The 19,151-nt window shown below is 72.4% G+C and carries 18 protein-coding genes and 1 riboswitch; of the genes, 9 read left to right on the forward strand and 9 right to left on the reverse strand.

The genetic code is table 11. The annotated features are described in order from the left end of the window. The first annotated feature begins 11 nt into the window (after positions 1 to 11). The 4 genes from OOJ98_RS06500 to OOJ98_RS06515 all read left to right on the forward strand — a co-directional run bounded on the left by OOJ98_RS06500 (position 12) and on the right by OOJ98_RS06515 (position 4,193). A complete protein-coding gene (locus tag OOJ98_RS06500) occupies positions 12 to 1,226 on the forward strand; it encodes a MacS family sensor histidine kinase (protein ID WP_267053651.1) in 1,215 nt (404 codons plus the stop codon). Beyond that, positions 1,223 to 1,921: a response regulator transcription factor gene (locus OOJ98_RS06505; RefSeq protein WP_267053652.1), complete on the forward strand. Its 699-nt coding sequence runs from the start codon at positions 1,223 to 1,225 to the stop codon at positions 1,919 to 1,921. Before OOJ98_RS06500 ends, OOJ98_RS06505 begins: the two co-directional genes overlap by 4 nt. A gap of 142 nt (positions 1,922 to 2,063) precedes the next feature. Beyond that, positions 2,064 to 3,092, forward strand: a complete 1,029-nt coding sequence (locus tag OOJ98_RS06510) for a 6-phosphofructokinase (RefSeq protein WP_267053653.1) — start codon at positions 2,064 to 2,066, stop codon at positions 3,090 to 3,092. A 102-nt stretch (positions 3,093 to 3,194) separates the two neighbouring features. Continuing rightward, positions 3,195 to 4,193, forward strand: a complete 999-nt coding sequence (locus OOJ98_RS06515; protein ID WP_267053654.1) for a 2-hydroxyacid dehydrogenase — start codon at positions 3,195 to 3,197, stop codon at positions 4,191 to 4,193. Between the two features lie 22 nt (positions 4,194 to 4,215). Here OOJ98_RS06515 and OOJ98_RS06520 read toward each other — a convergent pair whose 3' ends face one another. From OOJ98_RS06520 to OOJ98_RS06525, 3 genes are all read right to left on the reverse strand, one after another. Then, positions 4,216 to 6,066, reverse strand: coding sequence for an anthranilate synthase family protein (locus tag OOJ98_RS06520; protein WP_267053655.1), 1,851 nt, complete (start codon positions 6,064 to 6,066; stop codon positions 4,216 to 4,218). Between the two features lie 106 nt (positions 6,067 to 6,172). Beyond that, positions 6,173 to 6,280 carry a trp operon leader peptide gene (locus OOJ98_RS34885; protein WP_353963736.1) on the reverse strand — a complete coding sequence of 36 codons (108 nt, stop codon included), beginning with the start codon at positions 6,278 to 6,280 and terminating at the stop codon, positions 6,173 to 6,175. A 9-nt stretch (positions 6,281 to 6,289) separates the two neighbouring features. Next, complete coding sequence (locus OOJ98_RS06525; protein ID WP_267053656.1) at positions 6,290 to 8,287, reverse strand: N-acetylmuramoyl-L-alanine amidase; 1,998 nt, start codon at positions 8,285 to 8,287, stop codon at positions 6,290 to 6,292. A gap of 197 nt (positions 8,288 to 8,484) precedes the next feature. Here OOJ98_RS06525 and OOJ98_RS06530 point away from each other — a divergent pair, with 197 nt between their 5' ends. Both OOJ98_RS06530 and OOJ98_RS06535 read left to right on the forward strand, forming a co-directional pair. Then, positions 8,485 to 9,816 (forward strand): class II 3-deoxy-7-phosphoheptulonate synthase, encoded by a 1,332-nt coding sequence (locus OOJ98_RS06530; RefSeq protein WP_267053657.1) that lies wholly within the window; start codon positions 8,485 to 8,487, stop codon positions 9,814 to 9,816. 166 nt (positions 9,817 to 9,982) lie between these two features. Further along, entirely contained in the window at positions 9,983 to 10,240 is a 258-nt protein-coding gene (locus tag OOJ98_RS06535; protein WP_267053658.1) for a bacterioferritin-associated ferredoxin, read from the forward strand. A 40-nt stretch (positions 10,241 to 10,280) separates the two neighbouring features. On the opposite strand, the gene bfr is transcribed toward OOJ98_RS06535, so the two are convergent. Continuing rightward, entirely contained in the window at positions 10,281 to 10,760 is a 480-nt protein-coding gene (bfr, locus tag OOJ98_RS06540; RefSeq protein ID WP_267053659.1) for a bacterioferritin, read from the reverse strand. A gap of 154 nt (positions 10,761 to 10,914) precedes the next feature. On the opposite strand from bfr, the gene OOJ98_RS06545 reads away from it, so the two are divergent. Beyond that, a complete protein-coding gene (locus tag OOJ98_RS06545) occupies positions 10,915 to 11,547 on the forward strand; it encodes a sulfite oxidase-like oxidoreductase (protein WP_267053660.1) in 633 nt (210 codons plus the stop codon). Between the two features lie 24 nt (positions 11,548 to 11,571). Here OOJ98_RS06545 and OOJ98_RS06550 read toward each other — a convergent pair whose 3' ends face one another. The 5 genes from OOJ98_RS06550 to thiO all read right to left on the reverse strand — a co-directional run bounded on the left by OOJ98_RS06550 (position 11,572) and on the right by thiO (position 16,686). Then, positions 11,572 to 12,423, reverse strand: a complete 852-nt coding sequence (locus OOJ98_RS06550) for a deoxyribonuclease IV (RefSeq protein WP_267053661.1) — start codon at positions 12,421 to 12,423, stop codon at positions 11,572 to 11,574. 7 nt (positions 12,424 to 12,430) lie between these two features. Next, positions 12,431 to 14,410 (reverse strand): Stk1 family PASTA domain-containing Ser/Thr kinase, encoded by a 1,980-nt coding sequence (gene pknB, locus OOJ98_RS06555; RefSeq protein ID WP_267053662.1) that lies wholly within the window; start codon positions 14,408 to 14,410, stop codon positions 12,431 to 12,433. Between the two features lie 88 nt (positions 14,411 to 14,498). Beyond that, positions 14,499 to 15,293 (reverse strand): thiazole synthase, encoded by a 795-nt coding sequence (locus OOJ98_RS06560; RefSeq protein ID WP_267053663.1) that lies wholly within the window; start codon positions 15,291 to 15,293, stop codon positions 14,499 to 14,501. Positions 15,294 to 15,295: 2 nt separating this feature from the next. Next, complete coding sequence (thiS, locus tag OOJ98_RS06565) at positions 15,296 to 15,496, reverse strand: sulfur carrier protein ThiS (RefSeq protein ID WP_267053664.1); 201 nt, start codon at positions 15,494 to 15,496, stop codon at positions 15,296 to 15,298. Then, positions 15,493 to 16,686 (reverse strand): glycine oxidase ThiO, encoded by a 1,194-nt coding sequence (gene thiO, locus OOJ98_RS06570; RefSeq protein ID WP_267053665.1) that lies wholly within the window; start codon positions 16,684 to 16,686, stop codon positions 15,493 to 15,495. The genes thiS and thiO overlap by 4 nt, the downstream gene beginning before the upstream one ends. Next, a riboswitch (TPP riboswitch) is annotated at positions 16,684 to 16,796 on the reverse strand. It overlaps the preceding gene by 3 nt. A gap of 140 nt (positions 16,797 to 16,936) precedes the next feature. On the opposite strand from thiO, the gene OOJ98_RS06575 reads away from it, so the two are divergent. Beyond that, positions 16,937 to 18,160: an NAD(P)/FAD-dependent oxidoreductase gene (locus OOJ98_RS06575; protein WP_267053666.1), complete on the forward strand. Its 1,224-nt coding sequence runs from the start codon at positions 16,937 to 16,939 to the stop codon at positions 18,158 to 18,160. A gap of 614 nt (positions 18,161 to 18,774) precedes the next feature. Beyond that, on the forward strand, positions 18,775 to 19,140 hold the full coding sequence (locus OOJ98_RS06580; protein WP_267053667.1) for an Rv2175c family DNA-binding protein: 366 nt from the start codon (positions 18,775 to 18,777) through the stop codon (positions 19,138 to 19,140). Positions 19,141 to 19,151: the final 11 nt, after the last annotated feature.

Raw genomic sequence — 19,151 nt, forward strand, 5'->3', positions numbered from 1 at the left:
AGGGGTGGGAAATGGCGAAGCGCGAACGAGTCGTACGGATGTCGGTGGAGCTGCCCCTGTGGCGTGCCCTGGCCGGCTACCGGGTGCTCACCACCCTCTACGCCCTGGCGCTCTTCGCCAACGGGTACGAGAAGTTCGAACGGCCCTGGGTCGGCATCGGCTACCTGACGGCGCTCACGGTGTGGAACGGCGCGACCCTGCCGAGGGTGGCCAACGCGGCCGCCTGCACCAAGCGCTTCCTCGCTGTCGACCTCGCCGTGGTGATCACCGGCATCCTGCTCACCCCGGTCGCCGACCTGGACGCCCAGCACATCGACGGCCCGACGCTGCCGACGATAGCGGCGGCCGGCGCGGTGCTCGCCTACGGGATCAAGGGGGGCTGGCGCTGGGCGGCGTTCGCCTCCTCGCTGGTGGCCGTCGCCAACATCGTGGAGCGCGCCCACCCCACCCGGGACACCTTCCACAACGTGCTCCTGGTGTGGATCGCCTCCATCGCGATCGGCTACATCGTCGAGGTGGCCCGCGCCAGTGAGGCCACGCTCGCCCGCGCCCTGGAGATCGAGGCCGCGACCCGTGAACGCGAGCGCCTGGCCCGCGACATCCACGACAGCGTGCTCCAGGTGCTCGCCATGGTGCAGCGCCGTGCCAGCGCGCTGGGCGGCGAGGCCGCGGAGCTCGGCCGGATGGCCGGCGAGCAGGAGGTCGCGCTGCGCACCCTGGTCTCCAGCGGCCTGGTGCCGACGAGCCGGGCCTCCGAGGACGTGGCGAACGGCGCCGTCGTGCGGGTGGTGGAGGTCGACGACGAGCCGGGTGACACGGGCACCGTCGATCTGCGCTCGCTGCTCGCCCGGCACGCCGGATCGAAGGTCTCCTTCGCGGAGCCAGGTGCCCCGGTGCCCCTCCCGCCGCCCGCGGCACGGGAGTTGGCGGCCGCTGTCAGTGCCGCCCTGGACAATGTCCGTATGCACGCGGGGGAGTCCGCCCAGGCCTGGATCCTCGTCGAGGACTGGGGGGACGAAGTGATCGTGACGGTACGGGACGACGGGCCCGGAATCCCGGCGGGCCGGCTGGAGAAGGCCGAGGGGGAGGGGCGCATGGGCGTCGCCCTCTCGATCCGCGGCCGGCTGCGCGACCTGGGCGGCACGGCGGAGCTGATCTCCGTGCCCGGCCAGGGCACGGAAGTTGAACTGAAGGTCCCACGGGGGAAGGCAGGACGGCACGGATGACGGAGCAGCAGAGCGGGCGGGCGGACGCGACGGTGCGGGTGATGGTGGTCGACGACCACCCGATGTGGCGCGACGCGGTCGCCCGCGACCTGGCCGCCGCCGGCTTCGACGTGGTCGCCACGGCCGGTGACGGGCCGCAGGCGGTGCGCAGGGCGCAGGCCGCGTCGCCCGACGTCCTGGTCCTCGACCTCAATCTGCCGGGCATGCCCGGCGCCCAGGTCTGCAAGGAGCTGGTCGCCGCCAACCCGGCGCTCAGGGTCCTGGTCCTGTCCGCGTCGGGCGAGCACGCCGACGTGTTGGAGGCGGTGAAGTCGGGCGCGCTCGGCTACCTCCTGAAGTCGGCCAGCACCGAGGAGCTGACCGACGCGGTGCGCCGCACCGCCGTCGGCGACCCGGTGTTCACACCGGGCCTGGCCGGCCTCGTCCTCGGTGAGTACCGCAGGCTCGCGAGCGACCCGGCGCCCGCCACCGCCGACGAGCCGAAGGCGCCGCAGCTCACCGAGCGCGAGACGGAGGTGCTGCGCCTGGTCGCCAAGGGCCTGAGCTACAAGCAGATCGCCGAGCGCCTCGTCATCTCGCACCGCACGGTGCAGAACCACGTCCAGAACACCCTGGGCAAGCTCCAGCTGCACAACCGGGTGGAGCTGGTGCGGTACGCGATAGAGCGCGGCCTCGACAGCGTCGGCGACGGCTGAGCGCCATCCCCCGTGAGGGTGAATGACGGAACATCAACTCCCTTTGTTGTCCCATGAATTGACCTTTCGCCCCATCCCGGAGTGACGTACGTCACCACTAGCGTGGACCGCGTACGTCACTCCCAGGTGAAGGGACCATTCCATGCGGGTCGGAGTACTGACCGGAGGCGGTGACTGCCCCGGGCTCAACGCCGTCATCCGGGGCATCGTCCGCAAGGGTGTGCAGGAGTACGGATACGAGTTCACCGGGTTCAAGGACGGCTGGCGCGGCCCGCTGGAGGGCGCCACCGTCCCGCTGGACATCCCGGCGGTGCGCGGCATCCTGCCGCGCGGCGGCACCATCCTCGGCTCCTCGCGCACCAACCCCCTGAAGGCCGAGAACGGCGTCCGCCGGATCAAGGAGAACCTCGCCAAGTACGAGATCGACGCCGTGGTCGCGATCGGCGGCGAGGACACCCTGGGTGTCGCGGCCCGTCTCAGTGACGAGTACGGCATCAAGTGCGTCGGGGTGCCCAAGACGATCGACAACGACCTCTCCGCCACCGACTACACCTTCGGCTTCGACACCGCCGTCGGCATCGCCACCGAGGCGATCGACCGGCTGCACACCACGGCCGAGTCCCACATGCGGGTCCTCGTCGTCGAGGTCATGGGCCGGCACGCGGGGTGGATCGCCCTGCACTCGGGCCTGGCCGGCGGCGCCAACGTCATCCTCATCCCCGAGCAGCGCTTCGACGTCGACCAGGTCTGCGGCTGGGTCACCTCCCGCTTCAAGGCGTCCTACGCCCCGATCGTCTGCATCGCGGAGGGCGCCATGCCGAAGGACGGCGAGATGGTGCTCAAGGACGGCACGCTCGACTCCTTCGGGCACGTACGCCTGTCCGGTGTCGGCGAATGGCTGGCCAAGGAGATCGAGAAGCGCACCGGCAAGGAGGCCAGGACCACCGTCCTCGGCCACGTGCAGCGCGGCGGCACCCCGAGCGCGTTCGACCGGTGGCTCGCGACCCGCTTCGGACTGCACGCCATCGAGGCGGTGCGCGACGGCGACTTCGGCAAGATGGTGGCGCTGCGCGGCACCGACATCGTGCGGGTGCCGATCGCCGAGGCGACCGCCAGGCTGAAGACCGTGGACCCGGCGCTCTACGCCGAGGTCGGCGTCTTCTTCGGCTGACCAGGCCGGGCGCGGCGGGGCTATGGGCCGTATATTCGCGATATCCGGCCCATAGTCCTCAATTCCGGCGAAACGCCGGGCAGTGTCCGCGAGGGGAGCACCGTGGAGATCCTGGCGTTCGGCGTGCAGGCCGACGAGAAGCCGCTGATCGAGCGGGCCTTCGCGGGCCGTCACGAGGTGCGCTGCCTCGATGTCTTCCTCACCGAGGACACGGCACCGATCGCCGCCGGCTACGAGGCGATCTCCACCAGCGTCAACGCCGACCTCGGCGCCCGCGTCCTGCAGAGCCTCGCCGTCGGCGGCACCCAGCTGATCGCCCAGCGCTCCACCGGCTTCAACAACATCGACCTCGACGTGGCCGAACGCCTCGGCCTCACCATCGCCCGGGTCAGCGCCTACTCCCCGTACTCCGTCGCCGAATTCGCCTGGACGCTGGCGATGGCCGTGAACCGCCGCATCGTGCGGGCTTCCAACCGCACCCGCGACTTCGACTTCCGCCTCGACGGACTGCTCGGCCGCGACCTGCGCGGCCGCACCGTCGGCGTCCTCGGCACCGGCAAGATCGGCGAGGCCTTCACCCGGATCGCCCACGGCTTCGGCATGAACCTGCTCGGCTGGGACGTGGCGCGCAACCCGGCCTGCGTCGAGCTCGGCATGACGTACGTCGACAAGGACACGCTGCTCACCGCCGCCGACGTGATCAGCCTGCACGTGCCGCTGCTGCCCTCGACGCACCACATCATCGGCCGTGCGGAGCTGGCCGCGATGAAGGACGACGCGATCCTGGTCAACTCCAGCCGGGGCGGCCTGATCGACACCGACGCGCTGGTCGACGAGTTGCGCAGGGGCCGCTTCGCCGGCGTCGGCCTCGATGTGTACGAGGCCGAGGCCGGGCTCTTCTTCCACGACCGGTCGCTCGACGCGGTCGAGGACGACACCCTGGCCCGCCTGGTGACCTTTCCGAACGTGGTGGTCACCTCGCACCAGGCGTACTACACCGAGGACGCGGTGGGCCAGATCGTCGCGGCGACGGTGGAGAACGTGGCGGCCTACGCGGAAGGCCGCCACACCGAGAACATCCTGGTGCCGGCGGGTCCATGACCCCGGCCGGGCGGGGCGCCGGTCAGCCCACCGCGACCCCCGCCAGCAGCTCCCGGACCACCTCGGGGCCGCGCAGCGTGAGCACCGACTCCGGATGGAACTGGATGCCCGCGAACCCCGGCCCGCGCAGCGCGTGCACCTCCCGGGTCACCGGGTCCGACGACACCTCCACGCCCGCCGGCGGCGCCCCGTCGCAGCGCGCCGCGAAGCTGTTGTAGAAGCCGACCGTCTCCTCCCGCCCGAACAGGTCGATCCGCACCTGCGCGCCCTGGTACGGCTCCCGCTTGCGCACGAGGGGCAGGCCCAGCTCGGCCGCGATCAGCTCATGGCCCAGGCAGACCCCGAGCAGCCCGTGTCGATGCTCGCGCAGCAGCTCGGCGGCGAGGGGGCGCAGCAGCCGCATCTTCGGGTCGGCCGCGTCCGAGGGGTCGCCCGGCCCCGGCCCGAGGACGACCGGGCCCGCGTGGCCGAGCACCCGCGCGCGCAGTCCGGGCGCGTCGTAGCGGAGCACCGACACGTCGAGGCCCGCCGACCGCAGTACGTGCGCGAGCATCGCCGTGAAGGTGTCCTCGCCGTCCACCACCAGCGCGGAGCCGCTCGGCTCGGCCGGGCGGTCCTGCATCCGCAGCCAGAACGGCGCGAGGTCGGCCCGTCGGGCGTCGAGGGCGGCCCGCACCCGGGGGTCGTCGGCGAGCCGGGGCCGCGCCGCGTCCCCGGCCGGCCGGCCGGGCCGCACGCCGAGCGCGGCGAGGACGCCCGCCGCCTTGGCGTGGGTCTCGGCGACCTCGCCGGCCGGGTCCGAGTGACGGACGAGGGTGGCGCCGACCGGCACCCGCAGCCGGCCCTCGGCGGAGATGTCCGCGGTGCGGATCAGGATCGGGGAGTCGAGGGTCTGGGCGCCGCCCGCGTCCCGGCCGAGCAGCGCGAGCGCACCCGCGTAGTAGCCGCGCCCGCCGGGCTCGTGGCGCTCGATGACCCGGCACGCGTTCTGCACCGGCGAGCCGGTGACCGTCGCCGCGAACATCGTCTCCCTGAGCACCTCGCGCACATCGAGCGAGGAGCGGCCCCTCAACTCGTACTCCGTGTGCGCGAGATGGGCCATCTCCTTCAGGCGCGGGCCGACCACGACCCCGCCCATGTCGCCGACCGTGCACATCATCTTGAGTTCCTCGTCGACGACCATGGACAGCTCGTCGGTCTCCTTGCGGTCGGCGAGGAAGGTCAGCAGGTCCTCGGCGGTCGGGCCGCCCGCCGGGTAGCGGTAGGTCCCGCTGATCGGGTTCATGACGACCGTCCCGCCGGACATCCGCACATGCACCTCGGGACTCGCGCCGACGAGGGTCCGCCCACCGGTGTGCACCACGTACGTCCAGTAGGCGCCCCGCTCGCCCGCCAGCAGCCGGCGGAACAGGGCCAGCGCGTCGGCCCGTCCGAAGCCGGGGATCTCGCCGGTGAAGGTGCGCCGGATGACGAAGTTGGCGCCCTCGCCGCGGCCGATCTCCTCGTCGATGACCCGCCGCACGGTCCGCGCGTACGCCTCGTCCGCGACGTCGAAGCCGCCGTTCTCGACCCGTACCTCGTGGGCGGGCAGCGCGGCGAGCACGTCGGCGAGCGGCAGCTCGTGGGTCTCCTCGGCGACCAGGACCGCGAGCGGGGTGCCGTCGTCGCGCACGTCGAAGCCCCGCTCCCTGATCTGGCGGAACGGCACGAGGGCGAGCGTGGGCAGCTCCCCGACGGGCAGGTCGGCGAGGTGTTCGGCCTCGTGGACCGGGCCGATCAGGACCTCGACGGTGTCGTGGTCGCGGCCCGGGGTGCGCCGGCGCAGCAGCGCGAACGGCGGGCCGTTCTCGTCCAACAGCCTCTGGATGAGCATGGGATGGGGTTCCTTCCGGCGGTGTGAGCGGGAGGAACGGCCCCGGAGAAACACGGAAGGCCGCCCCTCGGGGCGGCCTTCGTGTGTCTGTGCGTGCGCGCAGAGATCAGTGGGCCGCCGGATGAGCGGTCCACCACCAGTTCTGGATCAGTTGCGCGAACATGGCGGGCACTCTACCCGACGGCGCCGCCGCCGGGCGGCGCCGTCGGGACATCCGGACCGCCTAGCGGGTCCCGGGGGCGACCGCCTCGACGTCGGCGGTCCTCACCCACGCGATCCGGTGGTTGTACCGGATCGGGTAGAAGGTCTGGGCGCCCTTGACGAGGGTGCCGAGCGTGGTGCCGCCGTAGTAGTAGTCGCCCGCGACCGCGTCACCCGCGGCGACGTAGGCCTGCCCGGCCGGGATGCTGTACTTCGTCAGCGAGGCGGAGTTGCTGCCCTGCACCGGCACCCCGGTGCCCGCGTACGCCGCGTCCTCGGGGTAGGAGCGCCCGTAGACCTGCACCGGAGCGGTGCCCTTGGCCTTCACGACGACCGGGGCCGCCGAGCGTGCCACGACGGAGGTGTAGCGGGCGCCCGGGTTCTGGAACCAGGCCTTCTGCCCGCCGTACCAGATCGCCGTCCAGTCGCCCTGCCGGTCCGCGACGACGTACCGGCCGCCGGCCACGACCTTGTTGGCCCAGTTGGGGCCCTCGGTCGCGACCTGCTCGCCCAGGTACGGGTCGCTCAGCGGGGCGGCGTCGGTGGACGGGGCCGCGTACAGGTAGCCGAAGTTGGCCGGCTGGTCGAAGGTGGTGCGGACCTTCGTCGCGGGGTCGTAGTACGTCGTGGTGCGCGGAGTGAACGGCGGCACGACCTTGACGACCTGGCCGGCCGACGGCATCCGGTGGCCCGCGCAGTCGTCGGAGCCGAGCAGCTCCATGTAGTGGTTCCAGTCCCAGAACGGGCCCGGGTCCCAGTGCTGCCCGGCCACGTAGCCGTCCAGCGGGCCCGGCACCTCGTCGTGGCCGAGGATGTGCTCGCGGTCGAGCGGGATGGAGAACCGGTCGGCCAGGTACTTCACCAGCGTCGCCGACGCGTCGTAGAGCGGCTCGCCGTACCAGCTGCCCTGCTTCATGGCGAAGCCCACGTGCTCGACGCCGAGCGCGTGCATGTTCACCGACTTGTTGCCGGCGTGGTACGCCTCGTCCTTCGTCGCCACGACCTGGGTGACCAGGCTGCCGTCGTCCTTGACGATGTAGTGCGTGCTCGCCGAGCTCTTCGGGTCCTGGAAGACCTTGATGGCACTGTCGTAGGAGCCCTCGGTGTCGTGGATGACGATCTGCCGGATGTCGTATCCGTTGTCCGGCCGCGTCGCCACGTTGTAGTTGTTCGGGTCGGCCGGCTTGTAGTCGCAGTTGAGCCCGGCCGGGCACTCGGGTGCGGGGCCCGCGGGGTCGGCCGCCAGGGCCTTCTTCGCCGGGGCGGCCGGCGTGACGCCCGGCTGCGCGGGCAGGGCGAGGGTCTGCCCGTCGGTGGTGACCCGGCGCTCGCCGGAGCGCACCGAGTCGAAGACGCGCTCCGCGAACGCGTCGGCGCCCTTGGTGTCGGGGGCCTGGCTGTAGCGGGCCACCGCCGGGTACCAGGCACCCGGCTCGGCCGGCAGCGAGCCGGTCGCCGCGCGCTGGTAGTGCGCGAGCAGGGCCGCACCCGCCCGGATGCTCTGCCCGGTGTCGGTGCGCACCGCGTCCACCGGCTCGCCGATGAGCTTCGCGGCCTCGTCCAGGGTGTGCAGGGCGGGCGCCGTGGTGTCGACCGAGGGTTCCGCGGCCGGCGCCTTCTTGGCGTCGAACCGCTTCATGACGGCCGGGTCACCGCTGAGGTCGAGGTGCGCGAGCCGGTCCTGGGCGGTGGGCTGCTCGACATCGCCGGGCAGCACCCGGGTGAGCCCCATGACGTTGTACGCGCCCGACGTGCTGGGCCTGCCGTCGTGGTCCTCCCAGCGCGTCTGGCGGTAGGAGACCGCCATCAGAACGCTCTGCGGAACCTTGAACTCCCGTGCCGCGCCCGCGAACTGGGCCTGAAGCGCGGTGCTTGCCCGCGTTCCCCCGCCGGTGGTCGCGGCCGGGGCCGCGAGCGCCTGGGGGCCGACCGCGGTGAGCGCGAGCGCCCCGGCCACCCCGTACCCCACCAGCTTCCTCTTCGTGTGTTTCTGCTGCCCACTGGTCACGCTTCGGCTCACACCCACCCCTGGTCACGTTTGTCCCACATTCGGTAACTGACGTGACATTAACAAGGGATGATCATGGTCGGTCACGGTCCGGACCTCCCGGACGGCATCTCTGCCCTCGCGGTCATGGCGCCGGTGTCCGGGTGGCCGGTGTCTCATTTGGTGAACGTGGGGATGGACGGCTTGGCCGACCACGTAATGTGGGTGCGGTGACCGTGAACGTAAACACCTGGCGTGACCTTCCCGCGGCGCAGCAGCCCGAGTACCCCGATGCCGAGGCTCTGCGCGATGTGATCGCGGACCTCGAATCGTATCCGCCGCTCGTCTTCGCCGGCGAGTGCGACCAGCTGCGTGCCCGTCTGGGAGCCGTCGCCCAGGGCGAGGCGTTCCTCCTCCAGGGCGGCGACTGTGCCGAGGCCTTCGACGCCGTGTCCGCCGAGCAGATCCGGGCCAAGCTGAAGACGCTCCTGCAGATGAGCGCCGTCCTCACCTACGCGGCCTCCGTGCCGGTGGTGAAGGTCGGCCGGATCGCCGGCCAGTACTCCAAGCCCCGCTCCAAGGGCACCGAGACCCGCGACGGCGTGACCCTGCCGACCTACCGCGGCGACTCCGTGAACGGCTTCGCCTTCACGGAGAAGGACCGTGTGCCGGACCCCGAGCGCCTGAAGCGGATGTACCACGCCTCCGCCTCGACGCTCAACCTGGTGCGCGCCTTCACCACCGGTGGCTACGCCGACCTGCGCCAGGTGCACGCCTGGAACCAGGACTTCGTGAAGTCCTCGCCGTCCGGCCAGCGCTACGAGCAGCTCGCCCGCGAGATCGACAACGCGCTGAACTTCATGAAGGCCTGCGGGACCGACCCGGCCGAGTTCAAGGCCGTCGAGTTCTACGCCTCCCACGAGGCGCTGCTGCTCGACTACGAGTCGGCGCTCACCCGCACCGACTCGCGCACCGGGCACCTGTACGACACCTCGGGCCACATGGTGTGGATCGGCGAGCGCACCCGGCAGCTGGACGGGGCGCACATCGAGTTCGCCTCCCGGATCCGCAACCCGATCGGCATCAAGCTCGGCCCGACGACCTCCGTCGACGAGGCGCTCACCTACGTGGACCGCCTCGACCCGGACCGCGAGCCCGGCCGGCTGACCTTCGTCGTCCGCATGGGCGCCGACAAGGTCCGCGACAAGCTGCCCGAGCTGGTCGAGAAGGTCACCGCCTCCGGCGCGGTCGTCGCCTGGGTCACCGACCCGATGCACGGCAACACCTTCGAGGCGGCCTCGGGCCACAAGACGCGCCGCTTCGACGACGTCCTGGACGAGGTCAAGGGCTTCTTCGAGGTCCACAAGGCGCTCGGCACCCACCCGGGCGGCATCCACGTCGAGCTCACCGGTGACGACGTCACCGAGTGCGTGGGCGGCGGCGACGAGATCTTCGTCGACGACCTGCACCAGCGCTACGAGACGGCCTGCGACCCGCGCCTCAACCGCAGCCAGTCCCTCGACCTGGCGTTCCTGGTCGCCGAGATGTACCGCGACCAGTAGGCCCTCCGTACGCGGAATAGCAGTGGGGCGCGGATCCATGTGATCCGCGCCCCACTGGCGTATCCGGTCTTTTGCGGGCCCCGGGCGTTGGGTAAGGTTAGGTTAGCCTCACCGAGGAATCGGGACGGGCTTTCCTTGACGATCCCGCGCCGAGCGCTCACGGGAGGTGAACCGCGTGTACGTATGCAACTGCTTCGGTATCACCGAGGAGCAGGTCAAGAAGCACGCGGACGGCGGTGCCTGCACCCCCCGCCAGATAGCTTCGGCCTGCAAGGCCGGCACCGACTGCGGTTCGTGCGTACGCCGCATCCAGGCGCTGCTCGGACGCGGCGCCTGCCCCCGGCGCGAGCTGGTGGACCAGGGCGTGCCCGCGCTCACCGCCGTGGTGCCGGAGTTCGCGCCCGCCCTCGACGACGCGGCCTGACGCTCCGCGGGCCCCCGGAAGTCTCCCGCGGCTCTCCCGGCTAGCTCTCCGGCTGCTCGATGAGCTGCGCGATGTAGAGCGCCTCGCCGAGCTTCTCCACGAGCTCCAGCTGGGTGTCGAGGTAGTCGATGTGGTGCTCCTCGTCGGCCAGGATCGACTCGAAGATGTTCGCGGACGTGATGTCGCCCTTGGTCCGCATCACCTCGATGCCGCGCTTGAGCCGGTCGATCGCCTCGACCTCCACCTGCCGGTCCGCCTGGAACATCTCGGTGACCGTCTGCCCGATGCGCACATGGAAGAGCCGCTGGAAGTTGGGCAGACCGTCCAGGAACAGGATCCGGTCGGTCAGCACCTCCGCGTGCTTCATCTCGTCGATCGACTCGTGACGCGTGTACTTGGCCAGCTTCGTCCAGCCGAAGTTGGCCTGCATCGCGCTGTGCAGCCAGTACTGGTTGATCGCCGTCAGCTCGGCACTCAGCTGCTCATTCAGGAATTCGATGACCTCGGGGTCGCCCTGCATCGCAGAGGCTCCTTCCAAGCGGTAACTGGGCAGGTTTCGCGCATCCTTGCACCGTGATCAGAACCCCGTCCAGTAAGTGCATGCTTAGTAGGAGTTGCCCGAATCGGGACGTCCCTGGTCACCACCACCCTCCGGGGTCTGTCACCATGGAGTCATGGGTCAGCCGGAGAGCCGGGAGCGGCAGGGAGCAGCGCAGACGGAGCTTCCGCCGGGCCAGCGGCTCCAGCGAGGCTGGCCCGTCACGCACTACGGGCCGGTGCCCAAGTTCAAGCCGGAGCGCTGGGAGTTCCGCGTCTTCGGGGCCACCGCCGACGGCGACAAGCACTGCTGGAACCACGAGGACTTCTCGGCGCTGCCGTTCGAGAGCGTGGTCGCCGATCTGCACTGCGTCACCAAGTTCTCGATGCTCGGGGCCGAATGGGGCGGGGTGACGGCCCGCACAATCGCCGAACTCGCGCCGCCCGCACCCGATGTCACCCATGTGATGGTCTGGGCCGAGTACGGCTTCAGCTCCAACCTGCGCCTCGCCGACTTCCTCTCCGACCGTACGGTCTTCGCCACCCACAACGGCGGCGACCTGCTCACCGCCGAACACGGCTTCCCGCTGCGCCTCGTCGTGCCGCACCTGTACGCCTGGAAGGGCCCCAAATGGGTCCGCGGCATCGAGTACATGACGGCCGACCGCCGCGGCTTCTGGGAGGAGCGGGGCTACCACAACGTGGGCGACCCCTGGCGCGAGCAGCGCTACTCCTACCAGGAGGAGCCCGGGGACGGCCCCGAGCTCTGAGTCCTGCGAGGGCCGGCCCGCGGGTTACGGGCGCAGCGCCTTCAGGCGGGCGATGTCCGCCGCGTTGCCCTCCCTGCCGCCCGGCGTCTCGATGACCAGCGGCACGCCGTCGGTCGCGGGGTGCGCCAGCAGCTCCCGGAACGGCTCCTCGCCGATGTGTCCGGTGCCGATGTTCTCGTGACGGTCCTTGAGCGCCCCGGCCACGTCCTTGGAGTCATTGGCGTGGATCAGCTTCAGCCGCCCTTCGCCCACGGTCTCCACCAGGAGGTCGAGGGTGTGCTTCGCCCCGCCGGGCGCGGCCAGGTCGTGCCCGGCCGCGAAGATGTGGCAGGTGTCCAGGCAGATGCCGAGCTTGGGGTGGGATTCGAGCGCCTCGAAGTAGGGACCGAAGTCCCAGGTGCGCGAGCAGAGCGAGAAGCCCTGCCCGGCGGTCGACTCCAGGAGCAGGAACGGGTCGTCGTCGTGGGTCAGCTCGTCGAGCAGCGGCAGCAGCCGCTCGTGGACCTGCGCCAGCGCCTCCGCGCGCGGGCGCCCGCCGGTCGCCGACCCGGTGTGCACGACCACGCCGAGCGCGCCGATCTCCCGGCCCCGGCGCAGCGAGTGCCGCAGCGACTCCACCGACTTCTCCACCGTCGCCCCGGTGGCCGAGCCGAAGTTGATCAGGTACGGAGCGTGCACGTACGCCGGGATCGCGGCCTCCGCGCACCCGGCCCTGAACAGCTCGTCCTGAGCCGGATCGCCGACGGGGGTGGCCCAGCCGCGCGGGTTGGCGGTGAAGACCTGCACGGTCTCCGCGCCGATGTCACGGGCGTAGGCGAGACCGGCCGTGGCGAGGCCGCCGGCCACGGGCACATGGCCGCCGATGGGGTTGCGCATGGGGTGACTACAGTCCCTTGGTGGTGATCGTGATGGTGGAGCCCTCGGGGGCCGGAGTCCCGCCCGCGACGGACTGACCGGAGACCTCGTCGCTGAGGAACGGGAAGCCGCGGTCGACCTTCACCTTGAAGCCGGCCGCCTCCAGGGCCTTCTGCGCGTCGTCGGCCTTCTGGCCGGTCACCGTGGGCACCGGCACCATCCGGGGCCCCTTGGACACGGTCAGCGTGACGGTGTCGCCCTTGGTGAGCCGGGCGTGCTCGGGCGCCGACTGCGCGGCCACCTTGCCCGCCTCCTGCTGCGAGTCGACCTGGTCGGGCGAGACGGCGACCTTCAGACCCGCGCCCTGGAGCGCGGCGGTGGCGTCCGCCACCGAGTCGCCGACCACGGAGGGCGTGTCGACGGGGGCGCCCTTGCTGACGACCAGCGCGACCGCGGAGTCGGTGTGCCGCTTGACGCCGGCCGGCGGATCGGTGCGGATCACCGCGCCCTGCGCCACGCCGTCGCTGAACTCGCTGGTGGTGTCGCCCGGCGCGAAGCCCGCCTTCTGCAGCTCGCTCCTGGCCTGCGCCAGCGGCATCCCGTCGAGCTTGGGCACCGGCGCCGTCTCCGGGCCGCGCGAGACGACGAGGGTCACCGAGCCGTTGCCGCGGATGCGGGCGCCGGTGGCCGGGTCGGTCGAGATGACCTGGCCCCGCTCGACGGTGTCGCTGAACTGCCGGTCCACCTTCTTCAGGTCGAGCCCGGCGCCGTCGAGCTTCCGCTTCGCCGCGTCCTCGCTCTGCCCGATGAGCGCCGGGACGCGGGTGAACTGGCCGGAGTTGATGTACCAGACGCCCGCGCCGACCCCGACGATCAGCAGGAGCGCGGTCACCACGGCGATGAGCCCGCGCCGGTTGCCGAAGCGGTCCCGGGGCCCGCGCGGCACCGGCCGCCGCTCCGGCTCCTCCTCGACGCGCTGCGGCATGATCAGCCGGCTGGTGCGGTTGACGACGGGGTCCGCCCCCGCGCTCTCCGCGGGCAGCGGCACACCCGCCGGGGTCACCGGCGTCGGCACGGCCCGCGGGATCACGCTCGTACGGTCGTCTGCGCCGGCCCCCGCCGCCATGGAGTGGGCGCCCGGCGGGACGGCGTCCAGCTGCTCCTCGTCCAGGGCCGCGCGGGCCGTGCGGGCCAGCGCGAGCAGGGCCACCGCGTCGTCGGGGCGCACATCGGGGTTGCGGGCGGTCGCCGCGGCGACCAGCTCGTCGAGTTCCAGGGCGAGGCCCGGCACCGCCGCGGACGGCGCGGGCATGCCTTCGTGGAGGTGGGCGTAGAGGATCTGCGCGGGGGTCTCCCCGCCGTGCGGCTTGGTGCCGGTGAGCATCTCGTACAGGACGACGCCGCAGGCGTACACGTCGGCGCGGGTGTCGGCGGTGCCGTGCTCGATCTGCTCGGGCGCGAGGTAGGAGACGGTGCCGAGGATCGAGCCGGTGCTGCTCGTCACCGAGTCCACGGCCCTGACCAGGCCGAAGTCGGCGACCTTGACCCGGCCGTCGTCGCCGATCAGAACGTTCTCGGGCTTCATGTCCCGGTGCACGAACCCGGCCCGGTGGGCGGCGCCGAGCGCGGCGAGCACCGGCTCCAGGATGTCGAGCGCCGCGCGCGGCTGGAGCGCGCCGCGCTCGCGCAGCACGTCGCGCAGGGTGCAGCCGGCGATGTACTCCATCGCGAGGTAGACGTACTGGTCCTGGGCGCCCTGGTCGAAGACGCCGACCACATTGGGGTGCGCGAGCCGGGCGACCGACTTGGCCTCGCGGATGAAGCGCTCCACGAAGGAGGCGTCGGCGGCGAGGCCGGGGTGCATCACCTTGAGGGCGAGCACACGGTCGAGGCGGGTGTCGACGGCCCGGTAGACCGTGGCCATACCGCCGACGGCGATGCGCGCGTCGACGCGGTAGCGGCCGTCGAGCACCTGCCCGACGAGGGGGTCATGAAGGGTCGTATCCACGGGGAGAGTTTACGAGCGCCACTCGGCCCCCTTCACGCCGCGTGGGTGGTGGGGGCCGTACTGCAGCCGAGCTGTGACGCGGGCCGGCCTAGAAGGCGGGCCGCTCGGGGTCGAGGGCGGCCCGGCCGGCCATGGTGGAGGAGGCCTCGGCGAAGTGGCGGCGCGGGATGCGCCCCGCCCGGTGCGCCAGGCGCCCCGCCTCGACCGCGTGCCGCATCGCCTCCGCCATGAGGACCGGCTCCTGGGCCCGGGTGACGGCGGAGGCCAGCATCACCGCGGCGCAGCCCAGCTCCATCGCGAGGGCCACGTCGGAGGCGGTGCCGGCGCCCGCGTCGAGGATCACCGGGACGTTCGCGCGGTCCACGATCAGCTCGAAGTTGTGCGGGTTGCGGATGCCGAGCCCGGAGCCGATGGGAGAGCCGAGCGGCATAATCGCCGCGCAGCCCACGTCCTCCAGCTTGCGTGCGAGGACCGGGTCGTCGTTGGTGTACGGCAGCACCGTGAACCCGTCGTCGACCAGCACCTCGGCCGCGTCGAGCAGCTCGATCGGGTCGGGCAGCAGGGTGCGCTCGTCGGCCACGACCTCCAGCTTCACCCAGTGGGTGCCGAGCGCCTCGCGGGCCAGGCGCGCGGTGAGCACGGCCTCGCCCGCGGTGAAGCAGCCGGCCGTGTTGGGCAGCACGCGGATGCCGAGCCGGTCGAGCACGGTCAGGACCGAGCCGCGCACGGTCGGATCGAGGCGGCGCATGGCGACCGTGGTCAGCTCGGTGCCGGACACCGCCAGCGCCCGCTCCAGGACGTCGAGGCTGGGCGCCCCGCCGGTCCCCATGATCAGACGGGAGGCGAAGGTGGTGTCGGCGATCGTCAGCACGTCGTCGGCCATGGTCAGCCCCCCTGCACGGCGGTGAGGACCTCGACGCGGTCGCCCTCGCCGAGCGTGGTCGTGGGCCAGGCGCTGCGCGGCACGACGGTCTCGTTGACGGCGGCGGCGACCCCGGAGCGGGACGGTGTGAGGGTGGCGACGAGGGCGTCGAGGGTGGTCCCGGAGGCGAGCGCGCGGGGCTCGCCGTTGACGGAGATGGTCATGCGGTCGTCAGCTCCCGGGGTGCTGAGGTGAAGCGGCGGGGGGTGAACGGGCGTGCCTCGTCGGGCAGTTCACCGGTGGTCAGGACGTGGGCCATGACGTCGCCGGTGACCGCGGTGAGCAGCACGCCGTTGCGGTAGTGCCCGGTGGCGAGCAGCAGGCCGGGCAGCGCGGTCGGCCCGAGCAGGGGCGCGTTGTCGGGCGAGGCGGGACGCAGGCCCGCCCGGGTCTCGGTGAGCGGCAGTTCGGTGATACCCGGCACCAGCTCATGGGCGTCGCGCAGCAGTTGGTAGACCCCGCCGGCGGTGACCGTGGTGTCCCAGCCGAGTTCCTCGCTGGTGGCGCCGACGACCAGCTCGCCGTTCTCGCGCGGTACGAGATAGACGTCGCTGCCCCGCACCACCGCCCGCACGGTCCGGGACAGGAAGGGTGCGTACGCCGGTGGCACGGTGAGCCGCAGCACCTGGCCCTTCACGGGACGCACCGGCGGAACAAGCTCTTCCGGTACGCCGCCGAGCCTGCCGCTGAGGCTTCCCGCGGCGAGGACGACCTGGTCGGCGGTGAGCGCGGTGCCGTCCGCGAGGACGATCCCGGCCGCCCGATCCCGTACGACGGACAGCCGCTCGGCCCAGCCGTGCGCGAACCGCACCCCGGCTTGCGCGCAGGCGGCGACCAGGGCCTTGGCCAGCCGGCGCGGGTCGATCTGGTGGTCCCCGTCCACCCGCAGCCCGCCGCGCACACCCGGCGCGAGCATCGGCTCCAGGCGGCGGCAGTCGCGCCCGGAGAGCCACTCCGACTCCAGGCCGCAGCGGGCCTGGAGGGCGTGCAGGTCCCGCAGATGGGCGCGGTCGTCGGAGTCGAGCGCCACGGCGAGGGTGCCGCAGGCGCGGTAGCCGGTGTCGAGCCCGGTGGCCTCGCTCAGCTCGGCCGCGAAGGCCGGATAGCGGCGGGCGGACTCGACGTTGAGGGCGAGCAGGGTCTGCTCGCCGTAGTGGAGTTCGGTGACGGCGGCGAGCATGCCGGCCGCGACCTGCGCGGCGCCGCCGCCCGGCTCGGGGTCGGCGAGCACGACGTCGAGGCCGCGCTGTGCGGCCCGCCACGCGGTGACGAGGCCGATGATGCCGCCCCCGACCACGAGGACGTCGGACCCGTGACCTGGCCTGTCGTCGGACCTGCTGTGTGAAGAACGCATGGGCGTCCAGCCCCTCCCTTCGCCGGCATGACCCGGATCAGGTTCGTACGGTCGGAGGCCGCCCAGCCTCCCTCTCAGCCCGGTGCGTCCGGGCTCCCGCGAGTGCTTTACGCCAGCCACCATAGCCCGAGCCTCCGGCACGCAGTAAGGGAGCGTCCGGGCGCCCGGGGGGTGTGCGGGGCGGGCCGGCGGGTGTGCGGGCGGGCCCGGCCCCTTACCTGACGAATAGTCAGCTGCTTATGGTGATCGGGTGAGCGAACAGCAGACGCAATCCGAAGCGCGGCACGTGGTGGTCGTCGGTGCGGGCATGGCCGGCGTGCAGACCGCGGTGGCCCTGCGCGAACAGGGCTTCACCGGAGCCGTCACCCTCATCGGCGCCGAACCCCACCAGCCCTACGACCGGCCCCCGCTGTCCAAGGCCGTCCTGCTCGGCAAGGCCGAGGGCTCGGCCTTCGAGGTCGACTTCGACGCGCTCGGCGTGGACCTGCGCCTGGGCCTCGAAGTCACCGGGGTGCGGCCCGGCGAACACCGGGTGGTGACCGAGGCGGGAGAGGTCGGCTACGACACCCTCGTCATCGCCACCGGCGCCGAACCGCTCACCCTGCCCGGCAGCGGGGGAGTGCCCGGGGTGCACCTGCTCCGCACCCTCGACGACGCGCGGCGCCTGCGCCCCGTCCTCGACCAGCGGCACCGGATCGTCGTGGTCGGCGCGGGGTGGATCGGCGCGGAGTTCGCGACGGCCGCGCGCGACGCGGGGTGCGAGGTCACCGTGGTGGAGGCCGCCGACCGCCCGCTGGCCGGAGTGCTCCCCGCGGCGGTCGCGGCCCCCATGACCGGCTGGTACGCGGAGGCCGGCGCCGAACTCCTCACCGGCGCGCGGGTCCGGTCGGTCGTACCCGGCGAGGTGCGGCTCGCCGACGGCCGGGCCCTGCCCGCCGACGCGGTGGTCGTCGGCATCGGCGCCCGGCCCGCCACGGGCTGGCTGGCCGGCTCGGGCATCGCGCTCGGCCCGGAGGGCGCGATCACCGCCGACGCGCGGCTGCGCACGTCGCTGCCCGATGTGTACGCGGTCGGCGACTGCGTCTCGTTCCCCTCGGCGCGCTTCGGCGAGCGCCTGCTCGTCCACCACTGGGACAACGCGCTCCAGGGGCCGCGCACGGTCGCCGCGGACATCGTGGGCGAAGCCCCGGCCGACTACGACCCGGTGCCGTACTTCTGGTCGGAGCAGTTCGGCCGCTTCGTGCAGTACGCGGGGCACCACGCGGACACCGACGAGCTGATCCACCGCGGGGATCCTTCCTCGACGCCCTGGTCGGTGTGCTGGCTGCGCGACGGCGCCCTGGTGGCGGTGCTTGCGGTGGGCCGCCCCCGAGACCTGGCCCAGGGCCGCAAGCTCATCGAATCGGCGGCCCCCCTGAACCCGTCGCTGGTGGCCGACCCCGCGATCCCCTTGAAGTCGACGACGCTCACGTAGGGGCGCCGGGTGCCCTACCGGCTCCGCCGCGGTGGGTGCGGGCGGCGGGCTGCGGCCCCGGGTGCCCTACGTCTTCAGGGGCGCGGGGCTGTGCCGTTTGCGCGGCTCCGCCGCGGTGGGCGCGGGCGGCGGGCTCGGCTCCGGGTGCCCTACTGGCTCCGCCGCGGTGGGTGCGGGCGGCGGGCTGCGGCTCCGGGTGCCCTACGTCTTCAGGGGCGCGGGGAACTGCGCGGGTGCCCCAGCACGGTCCGCACCCGAAGGCCGGGGTTGCTGGGGCTCCGCCCCAGGCCCCGGGGGATGCCCCACCCCACCCCTTCCCGAAACCCTCCGGGGGTTGTGGACGGCTGAGGTTCAGGAGCCTGGGGCTCCGCCCCAGACCCCGTTCGCGCCTTAAGGGCGCTCGTCCTCAAACGCCGGACCGGCTGAAAGGGCGCGCTCGTCCTCAAGCGCCGGACAGGCTGAAGCGCGCTCGTCCTCAAACGCCGGACGGGCTGAAAGGGCGCGCTCGTTCTCGAAGGCCTGGCGGGCTGAAGAGCCGCTCGCGGGGTGGGGGCGGAGCCCCGTGAGGGGGATCCCCGGTACCGAGTGTCAGTCGGAGGTGGCACGCTTGTCCCGTGACCGAGATTGACGCAAAGATTGATGCTCTCGTCCCCGCCTGGCTCCACCTCCCCGACATCGCGGAGATGCTGGACGTGGAGGTGACGCGCGTACGGCAGCTGGTCAAGGAGGGCCAGCTCATCGCCGTACGCCGTGGTGAGAACAGGACCCTTCAGGTGCCCGCCGCCTTCATCGACACCGACAAGGTGGTCAAGGGGCTCACCGGAACCCTGACGCTCCTGCGGGACGACGGTTTCTCCGACGAGGAGATGCTGGAGTGGCTCTTCACTCCGGACCCGTCCCTGCCCGGCACCCCCGCGCAGGCCCTCAGTGAGAACCGCGGCACGGAGGTGAAGCGCCGCGCCCAGGCGCTCGCCCTCTAGCCGGAGCGAGC

The sequence above is a fragment of the Streptomyces sp. NBC_00083 genome (genome assembly GCF_026343295.1).
GTDB lineage: Bacteria > Actinomycetota > Actinomycetes > Streptomycetales > Streptomycetaceae > Streptomyces.